This window comes from Roseomonas sp. GC11 (assembly GCF_024437745.1).
In the GTDB taxonomy this organism is placed as follows: domain Bacteria; phylum Pseudomonadota; class Alphaproteobacteria; order Acetobacterales; family Acetobacteraceae; genus Pseudoroseomonas.
Map to the genome: position 1 here is coordinate 1 of NZ_JANFNY010000134.1, position 7974 is coordinate 7974.

Genomic DNA, 7974 nt, shown 5'->3' on the forward strand with positions numbered 1-7974 from the left:
AAGACCGCCCGATCATTCCTCGGCATCCTCTGCCTCGCAGCCACCGCAGACTGGATCAAGCTCTAACAGGCCTTAGGATTTTTTCATTTCTTCTTTTTCTGAAGAAAAAGAAGCTTTCTTTCAGTCTGGCGTCCCGCCTCAGGCCTGAAGCGGGACGCGAACTGAAAAAAGTTTTTTGGTTCTTTTTTTCAAAAAAGAACGTCTTCCTTTGAAAAACCTATCGTGGCAGCGCGGAGGCCGGCATTCCCTCCGGTGCCGCCCGCCCGTGCCCCGGCGGCGGATAGGCATAGGGCCCCAGCACCAGGAGCAGCCCGGCGGCGACGCCCAGCAGGATCTCCATGGCCACGAAGGCGGCGGTATAGGAGCCGAGCGCCTGGAAGGCCCAGCCCAGCACGCTGGCCCCGGCGGCATTGCCCAGCACGACGAACATGAACATCGTCCCGTGCAGGGTGCCGAAGGCGCGGGTGCCGAAATAGCGGCCGATCAGGAAGGACATCAGGTCGATTTCCGCGCCGATGCCGAGGCCGAGCAGCACGGTGGCCACCAGCGGCCAGGGATAGGCCACCTCGCCCGAGAGCAGCAGCAGCCCCACCAGCGGGCAGAGCAGGAAGAAGACGCCGATATAGGGCGCGAACAGCCGGTCCATCAGCCAGCCGGCGAAAAGCCGCCCGGCGATCAGCGCCAGCCCGGCGCCGGTCATGGCCGTCACCGCCTGGGCGGGTGGGATGCCGCGGTCGGTCAGCAGCGGCACCACATGCACCAGCGTGCCGTTGATGGCGAAGGCCGCCAGCCCGAAGGCCGCCACCATCGCCCAGTAGCGCCATTGCCGCGCCGCCTCGGCGAAGCTCGCGCCCTGGGCCGTGCCGGGGCCGGCGCGTTCCGCCCCCTCGCCGGGGCGCGGCTCGTGCACCAGCAGCAGCACGGGCAGGAAGGCCAGCAGCAGGATGCCCAGGCCCAGCCCGGCATAGCCGATGCGCCAGCCGAAGGCGCGGATCAGCGCCTCGGCCGCCATCGGCACCAGCGCCGTGCCCAGCCCAACCCCGGCCAGGGTGATGCCAAGCGCCAGGCCGCGCTGCCGGTCGAACCAGCGGGTGACGACCTTGGAATAGGCGGTGGGGTTCTGCCCCGTGCTGCACAGCCCGGCGGCGGCGTAGAACAGCATCACCACCACGGCGGAGCCGGCCATCAGCCCCATCCCCGCCGTCGCCAGGGCGAAGAGCAGGATGGAGGCGAGCAGGGGCCGCCGCACGCCGTAGAGGTCGATCAGCCGGCCGAAGAAGGGGGTGGCCAGCGCGGCCATCAGGTTGGAGAGCCCGATGGCGGCGGCCATGCTGCCGCGCCCGAGGCCCAGCTCCTGCGACACCGGCTTCAGGAAGACCCCGGCGGCGAAGACATTGATGGAGCCCTGGCCGACGATCAGCGCGAGCGCCGAGGCCAGCACCACCGCCCAGCCGCGCCGGGCGGGCGTCATCTTGTTCATGTCCGTTTCCCTCGTGATGAAGGCCCCGCCCGCCCCGGCCGCTCTGCGGCGGCGCTGGCGGACGGGCGGGGCCGTGCCTCAGACCTCGACCTTGCCCATGCGTTCCTTGGCGGCGTCGAAGAACATCATGTCGTCCACATTGGCGATGCGCGGCCGGCCCTTGGCGAGGCCGCGGTAGAAATCGCCCTTCGAGACGGGCGCCACCTCGGCGATCATGCACCAGCTCTCGCCGCCATCGCGGCTGGAGAAGACCTGCCCGTCCGTGTCGGCGGCATAGAGGGCGTAGCCCTCGGGCCAGGCTTCCAGCGTCAGCCCGCCCCACATGGCGCGCTGGCCATTGGGCAGGCCGCCCAGCAGCATCTCCCAGCTCTGCCCGCCATCGCGGCTGCGGGCGATGCGGCCGCGCGCGCGGCCCAGCCGGTACCAGTGCGGCGGCCAGCCCACCGCGCCGCCGACGAAGATGAGGTCCGGCTGCTCCGGATGAATCACCATCGGCTCGGGGTAGTCGAGGCCGGAGGCGAAGGCGTTGCGCTGCCAGCTCGCGCCGCCATCATGGCTTTCCATCATGCCGACGAGGCCGTTGGAGAGCAGGATGCGCCCCGGCCGTGCCGGGTGCACGGCGATGCGGTGGACATCCACCTCCGCCGGGTCCGGGTCCACCGGCAGGGTGCGGAAGCTCGCCCCGCCATCCTCGGAGACGAGCAGCGCGCCAACCTCGATGCCGACATAGAGCCTGTCGCCCTGGATGACGATTTCCTTCACATGCCCCTTGTGCGGCGGCGGCGGGAAGAACCAGCGCTCGGCCGTCGGCGCCTGCCGCAGCGCTGCCAGTTCCTCCCAGCTTTCGCCGCCATCGCGGCTGATGAAGAGGGCGGCGGGCAGGGTGCCGGCGATCAGCACCTCCTCCCCGTGCAGCCGGCCGCTGCGGATGGCCCAGGCGTCGAACTGGGTGATGCCGTTGTTGATGAAGCGCCAGCTGCGCCCCTCGTCATCGCTGCGGGCGATGCCGCAGCCATGGGTGGCGGCGATCAGCGCGCCATTCTCCAGCTGCGTCAGGCCACTGACGAAAATTCCTTCCAGTGCGCGGTGGCGCAGGAACCAGTTTTCCGCGGTGCGGCTCTCCAGGATGAAGACGCCATCCACCGTGCCGATGGCCATGCTGCCGCCGGGGCGGGCTGCGCGGTGCGCGTTCTCCCCGCCATTCGAGATCAGGATCATGCCGGTGTTTCCTTTTCTTCCCTGTGGAGGACGCGCATTACGCCGCCGCCCCGGCCGCCCCGGCCGCCCCGGCCGCCGCGTGCTGCCGGATGAAGCCGAGCAGCGAGGCGGCGAGGCGCTCATCCGGCACCCAGTCCGGCATCGGCACGATGTCCACGTCGCGATGCGTGGTTTCCAGCTCGTCCAGCACGGCATCGGGCAGCAGGGCGTGCAGGCGCAGCCCCGTGGCGCGGGAATGGGTGTTGTCATTGCCGGGCACGACGCAGGCGGGCAGGCGCAGCGCGCGCAGCTCCGCCTCCGTGGCGCCGAGGATGGGGGTGTGCAGCCCCTGCTCCAGCGCAGCGCGCCAGGTGCGGAAGATGCGCAGGAAGCGCGCCGGGTCGATGGCCATCAGCACCGCGCGCCGCGCCGGGTCGGCGGCGACGAGATCGCGGAAATGGTCCGTCTCGCACACCGCCGCCATGCCGCCGCGCTCGGCCGCCTCGATGAAGATCGTGTAGTAGCGCCGCGCGAGGCGGCGGACGGCGAATTCCCCGCCGGTGGGGCGCATCACATAGAGGGCGCGCGCCGTCTCGGGGTGGCGCAGCGCCATCAGGATGGCCATGCGGCAGCCGGAGGAGGAGCCGGCCAGCACTGCCGGCGCCGCGCCCAGGTGGCGCAGCAGCGCCGCCGCGTCATCCGCCCAGACCTCGAACTCGCTGGCCGTGTCCTCGATGGAGACGCCGGAGCGGCCGGTGTTGCGCCGGTCATGCAGCAGCACGCGGCAGCCGCCGGCGGCGAGGCGCGTGGCGAGGCCGTGCATCTCCTCCATCCCGCGCCGCCCGCCGGGGGAGAGCATCACCCAGGGGCCGCGCTCGCCATGGATCTCGTAATGGAGGGAAATGCCGTTGATGAGGGCGAAGGGCATCTCAGTATTGCCCCTTGGGCTCAAGGCCGAGCGCCATCTGGCCATACATGCTGCCCACCGCGTCCCAGTTCAGGCTGATATGGCGGCCGACGGCGTTGACATCGCGCCAGGCGCGCTGCACCGGGTTGGCGAGGTCGAGCCCCTGCCCGCCGGTGGAGGCGTTCAGCGCCTCCGCCGCGCGCAGGCCGAGCTGGGTGGCGAAGGCCTGGCCGCGCCGGCTGGCGATGCGGTCCTCGATGCTGATTTCCTCGCCCGCGCGGGCGAGGGCGGCACGGGCGCGCAGGTCGCGCAGCAGGATCTCGCGCGCCGCATCGACCGAGGCCGCGGCCTCGGCGACGCGCAGCTGGATGGTGGGGAATTCCGCCATGCGGTTGCCACCCCCCGCCACGGCGCCGCGCGTGACACGCTGGCTCGTCATGTCGAGGTAGCTCTCCAGCGCGCCCGCCGCCGCGCCCACCGCCGTGGCGGCGAGGCAGGAGGGAATGTTGCAGAGCATGGGAATGGCGTAGAGCGGGTTGGCGTGCAGCTGCCGCCCCGGGCTGCTGCCGGTGGCCGTGTCACGCACGCGCAGCACGCGGTGGGCGGGGACGAAGCAGTCCCGCAGCACCAGCGTCTTGGAGCCGGTGCCGGCCAGACCCACCGTGTGCCAGGTGTCGTCCAGGCTGATCTCGCCGCGCGGCACCAGCAGGAAGGAGAGCTGCGGCGGCTGGCCCTCGCCGCCCGGCAGCAGGGCGGAGCAGATGGCCCAGTGCGCCGCGTCGCAGCCGCTGGCGAAGGCCCAGCGCCCGCTCAGGCGATAGCCGCCCTCGATGGGCACCGCCTGCCCGGTGGGGGCATAGGAGGCGCAGGCCACGGCCTCCGGCGTGGCGCCCCAGACCTCGCGCTGCGCCGCCTCCGGGAAGGCGGCGACGAGCCACTGATGCGCCGCCAGCAGGCCGCAGGCCCAGCCGGTGGAGGGGCAGGCGGCGGCGATCTCCATCACCAGCTCGACCAGGACGCTGAAATCCTGCTCCAGCCCGCCGAAGAGGCGCGGCTGCACGGTGCGGAACAGCCCGGCCTCGCGCAGCGCCGCCACATTCTCCTGCGGCACATGGCGCAGGCGTTCCGCCTCGGCGGCGCGGGCGCGGATCTCGGGCAGCAGGCGGCGGATCGCGGCCCTCAGCGCGGCGGCCTCGGGCGAGGGCTCGGGCGTGGCGGGGGCGGCCAGGGGGGGAAGCTGGGGGCGGGGCAGGGTGTCATCCGGGGCAAGGCGCATGGGGCTTGGCTCCTTCGGAAGGGGTGCGTCAGGCGGCGGGGGCGGCGATGCAGTAGCCGGCATCGTGGTAGAGCAGCGGGGCGGTGATCTCGCCCTGCTCCACCTGGTCCACCTCGCCCACCAGGATGAGGTGCGTGCCGTAGGGAATGGCGGCGGCCTTGCGGCAGAAGAGATTGGCCTGGGCGCCGCGCAGGAAGGGCACGCCCTCCGCGCTCTGCTGCCAGGCCTCGTCATCGAAGCGGCGCTCGGGCGGCGTGCCGCCGCTGAAGGCCGCCGAGACCGGGATCTGCGCCGGGTGCAGCACGTTGACGCAGAAGCGCGGAGCCCGCATCACGATGTCATGCAGCAGGGTCTGGCGGTGGATGCAGACCAGCAGCGAGGGCGGGTCCATGGACAGCGAGGTCACGGCCGTGGCCGTCATGCCGTGCCGGCGCGCATGGTCGGCGGCGGTGATGACGGTGACGGTGGAGGCGAAGCGGCGCATGGCGGCACGGAAGGCGGCCTGCACGCCGGCGGGGGCGTCGGGTGGGGATGTCATCGTTTCCTCGGGCGCCCGGTTGTGGTCCGGGCTGGCCTGAGGGAGAGCTAATCAGCCCGCACTTATATTTGCAAATGCAAATGTTGCATCCGCATCTTTTTCCGTGGCCCGGCCCTGCCGGCCCGCCGCGCAACCCCTGGGGAGACGCATGTACCGCCTGACCGAATCCTTCCCCTACCTCGTCAACCGCGTTGGCGTGCGCATCGGCGAAGCCTTCTCCCGCCGGCTGGAGGCGCGCGGCGTCACCCTGCCGATGTACCGGGTGATGGCGGCGCTGTGGGAGCAGGGCGACCAGCGCCTGGGCGATCTCGCCGCGGTGACCTCGGTGGAAATGTCCACCCTGTCGCGGCTGGTGGGGGCGATGGTGGGCAAGCGCCTGCTCTCCCGCCGCCGGCCGGAGGAGAATGGCCGCGCCGTGGAAATCAACCTGACGCCGCAGGGCCGTGCCCTGGTCGAGGACCTCATGCCGCTGGCCATCCGGCACGAGGCCCTGGCGCTGCGCGGCTTCACGCCGGAGGAGGTGGCGCGGCTGAAGCAGGATCTCGGCCGCGTCTTCGCCAACCTCGTCGCCTATGAGGAGGAGATCGCCCCGCCGCCGCCGTGAGGGGCTGCCGCACAATACCGGGTGCCTGTGGACCGGGTGCCTGTGGACCGGGTGCCTGTGGGCTTGAGGGTGGCTTTGCCCCCTCCAACTTCCTCCTTGTCCTTCCCCGGGCCGTGTGCCCCGCGCCCGCCTTCAGAAGAGGGCTGCCGGGGGCCCCGGGCCCTGGGTGGCGGCGCGGCACGATCAACGGAGCCCGGGCTGTTTCTCCTACCGCTCCGGCGCGGGGCTGTGACATAAGTGCGGCTCCGCAATGAACATGCCGCGCGGCCAGCATGGCCGCCCGGCGCCATGCCGGCGCGCAGGGAGGACAGCATGGATGGCCTGATGACAAAGGCGAGCCAGCTTGGCCGCTACACCGTCGAGGCGGGCAAAAGCTCCGTCTCCGGCCTTTCCTCCGGCGCCTTCATGACGGTGCAACTGCACCTCGCCCATTCGGCGAGCTTCATGGGGGCGGGCATCATCGCCGGCGGGCCCTTCCGCTGCGCCGAGATCTTCCGCGCCAGCGCGCTGATCGCGGCCGATGCCTATGTGCAGAACGCCCTCTACCTGGCGATGAACCCGCTGATCCCGCAGATGGCGCCCAATGCCGCGCGCCTGGCGGAAGCGGCGCGCACCGCCGCCGCCGCGGGCGAGATCGACCCCATCGCCCACCTCGCCGATGACCGCATCTATATCTTCACCGGCTCGCGCGACACGGTGGTCTATTCCGACGTGGTGGCGCGCACGCGCGAATTCTACGAGCTGCTCGGCGTTGCGCCCGGCAATATCCTCTACCGCGACGACGTGCCGGCGGGCCACTCCATCCTCACCGACAACCCGGCCGACACGGCCACGCCGGACAACCAGCCGCCCTATATCAACTATGGCGGCTTCATGCAGTCCCACGACATCCTGCGCCATATCTATGGCCCGCTGAACCCGCCCGCCGAAAGCCTCACCGGCCGCCTGCTGCGCTTCGACCAGACGGAATTCTTCGGCGGCGAGGCGCGGGCGAGCATGAGCGAATACGGCTATGCCTATATTCCCCGCGCGGTGGAGGAGGGCGCCCCGGCCCGCGTCCACATCGTGCTGCATGGCTGCAAGCAAGGCTACAACTACATCAATTTCGTCAATGGCCGCCCCGACCGCGCCAACCAGCCGCCCTATGGCAACCGCTACATCACCGGCACCGGCTATAACCACATGGCCGATACCAACAACATCATCATGCTCTACCCGCAGGCCGAGGGCTCGGATGGCGGTCGGCTGCAGAACCCGGATGGCTGCTGGGACTGGTGGGGCTACACGGCGCTCGACGTGAACCGGCCCGATTACGCCTCGCGCAGCGCCATCCAGATCCGCGCCATCCACGGCATGCTGAGCCGCCTCGGCGGCTAGCGCCTCCCCCCAACACGCGCAAACGGAAGAACGCTGTCCGGGCGCCAGGGCGCACGGACGGCACCCTGGGCCCGGAGACCCCCCGCATGACCGAAACCCCCCGCCCCCTGCCGACGCCGGACCGCATGGCGGAAGCCCATGCCCGGCATCTCGCCCTCCTCTCCGACATCGCCGGGCGGCATGGCGCGCTGGGCGCCGATGCGCTGCGCCTTGTGGCGCTGCGCCTGGTGACCGCGCGCCCCTCGCCCGACCTGTGGAGCGACATGCTCGACATGCAGCGGGCCTTCTGGAAGCGCATGGAACAGATCGGCGAGCAGTGGCAGGAGGGGCTGAAGGATCTGGGCGAGCAGGCCGCGCAGCTGCGCTCGGCCAATACCCTCTCCAAGCTCATCGAGCAGGACTGCAACCTCGCCAACCAGTTCGGCGCGCTGCTGACGGCGCAGGCCACTGCCGTCGCCACCCTGGTGGAGAGCACGCAGGTTGGCTTCGGCTACTGGCTGAAGGAAAAGCTGGACGAACTGCCGGACGGCCCGCCGCCCGCGGGTGGCGCGGCGCCGCAGCCGGGCACCCTGGCCCTGGCGGCGGCGGCCTCGGC

9 protein-coding genes are annotated in these 7974 nt (G+C 71.1%); 4 read left to right on the forward strand and 5 right to left on the reverse strand.

Annotated elements, in window-relative coordinates:
• A partial coding sequence (locus NON00_RS23325; RefSeq protein ID WP_256025185.1) for a hypothetical protein occupies positions 1-212 on the forward strand: 212 nt, incomplete at its 5' end.
• Positions 213-217: 5 nt separating this feature from the next.
• Here NON00_RS23325 and NON00_RS23330 read toward each other — a convergent pair.
• The 5 genes from NON00_RS23330 to NON00_RS23350 form a co-directional block, all read right to left on the reverse strand.
• Positions 218-1480, reverse strand: coding sequence for an MFS transporter (locus tag NON00_RS23330; protein WP_256025186.1), 1263 nt, complete (start codon positions 1478-1480; stop codon positions 218-220).
• A 78-nt stretch (positions 1481-1558) separates the two neighbouring features.
• Positions 1559-2698 (reverse strand): sialidase family protein, encoded by a 1140-nt coding sequence (locus tag NON00_RS23335; RefSeq protein WP_256025187.1) that lies wholly within the window; start codon positions 2696-2698, stop codon positions 1559-1561.
• A 37-nt stretch (positions 2699-2735) separates the two neighbouring features.
• Positions 2736-3605: an alpha/beta fold hydrolase gene (locus NON00_RS23340; protein ID WP_256025188.1), complete on the reverse strand. Its 870-nt coding sequence runs from the start codon at positions 3603-3605 to the stop codon at positions 2736-2738.
• 1 nt (position 3606) lies between these two features.
• Positions 3607-4860, reverse strand: a complete 1254-nt coding sequence (locus NON00_RS23345; protein WP_256025189.1) for an acyl-CoA dehydrogenase family protein — start codon at positions 4858-4860, stop codon at positions 3607-3609.
• Between the two features lie 28 nt (positions 4861-4888).
• Positions 4889-5398 carry a flavin reductase family protein gene (locus tag NON00_RS23350; RefSeq protein WP_256025190.1) on the reverse strand — a complete coding sequence of 170 codons (510 nt, stop codon included), beginning with the start codon at positions 5396-5398 and terminating at the stop codon, positions 4889-4891.
• A gap of 148 nt (positions 5399-5546) precedes the next feature.
• Between NON00_RS23350 and NON00_RS23355 the strand changes: the two genes are divergently transcribed.
• The 3 genes from NON00_RS23355 to NON00_RS23365 all read left to right on the forward strand — a co-directional run.
• Positions 5547-6002, forward strand: a complete 456-nt coding sequence (locus NON00_RS23355; RefSeq protein WP_256025192.1) for a MarR family winged helix-turn-helix transcriptional regulator — start codon at positions 5547-5549, stop codon at positions 6000-6002.
• 312 nt (positions 6003-6314) lie between these two features.
• Positions 6315-7379 (forward strand): hypothetical protein, encoded by a 1065-nt coding sequence (locus tag NON00_RS23360; RefSeq protein ID WP_256025193.1) that lies wholly within the window; start codon positions 6315-6317, stop codon positions 7377-7379.
• An 86-nt stretch (positions 7380-7465) separates the two neighbouring features.
• Positions 7466-7974, forward strand: a 509-nt coding sequence (locus tag NON00_RS23365) for a hypothetical protein (RefSeq protein WP_256025194.1), incomplete at its 3' end; no start/stop codon positions are given.

Excerpts from the sequence above, each read along its gene's own strand:
- NON00_RS23330 (WP_256025186.1), bottom strand. The coding sequence starts at position 1,480 with ATGAACAAGATGACGCCCGCCCGGCGCGGCTGGGCGGTGGTGCTGGCC.
- NON00_RS23335 (WP_256025187.1), bottom strand. The coding sequence starts at position 2,698 with ATGATCCTGATCTCGAATGGCGGGGAGAACGCGCACCGCGCAGCCCGC.
- NON00_RS23340 (WP_256025188.1), bottom strand. The coding sequence starts at position 3,605 with ATGCCCTTCGCCCTCATCAACGGCATTTCCCTCCATTACGAGATCCAT.
- NON00_RS23345 (WP_256025189.1), bottom strand. The coding sequence starts at position 4,860 with ATGCGCCTTGCCCCGGATGACACCCTGCCCCGCCCCCAGCTTCCCCCC.
- NON00_RS23350 (WP_256025190.1), bottom strand. The coding sequence starts at position 5,398 with ATGACATCCCCACCCGACGCCCCCGCCGGCGTGCAGGCCGCCTTCCGT.
- NON00_RS23355 (WP_256025192.1), top strand. The coding sequence starts at position 5,547 with ATGTACCGCCTGACCGAATCCTTCCCCTACCTCGTCAACCGCGTTGGC.
- NON00_RS23360 (WP_256025193.1), top strand. The coding sequence starts at position 6,315 with ATGGATGGCCTGATGACAAAGGCGAGCCAGCTTGGCCGCTACACCGTC.